Source organism: Candidatus Frankia alpina (assembly GCF_902806485.1).
Classification (GTDB): domain Bacteria; phylum Actinomycetota; class Actinomycetes; order Frankiales; family Frankiaceae; genus Frankia; species Frankia alpina.
Window position 1 is genome coordinate 1 of record NZ_CADCWT010000604.1, and the last position, 377, is coordinate 377.

The 377-nt window shown below is 68.7% G+C and carries 1 protein-coding gene; it reads right to left on the reverse strand.

The features are described 5' to 3' along the window. Positions 1-80: 80 nt before the first annotated feature. A partial coding sequence (locus G6R25_RS24680; protein ID WP_163554719.1) for a transposase occupies positions 81-377 on the reverse strand: 297 nt, incomplete at its 5' end.

A 377-nucleotide genomic window follows, 5' to 3' on the forward strand; every position in this document is an offset into this window, starting at 1 on the left:
GTAGGAGTGGCAGCAGGTGCGGCAGGCGCTGGTCCAGACGTTGAGCAGGGTCTGGAGGAATCGGAGGACTCCGTAGAGAGTCAGGCCGGCGCAGGGGCTTTTGGGGAGCGTGGTAACTGGGTGCACAGTGCCTGGGCCAGGCAGGTGAGGGTGACGTGGCGGTGCCAGCCGGTCCAGGACCGTCCTTCGAAGTGGTCCAGACCGAGGCCGTCCTTGAGCTCGCGGTAGTCGTGCTCGATCCGCCAGCGCATTTTCGCGAGGCGGACGAGCTGGCGCAGGCCGACGTCGGCGGGCAGGGTCGACAGCCAGTAGTCGGTGGGTTCGGCCTGGCCGGGCGGCCACTCGGCGAGTAGCCAGCACTCCGGCAGGCTTCGGTC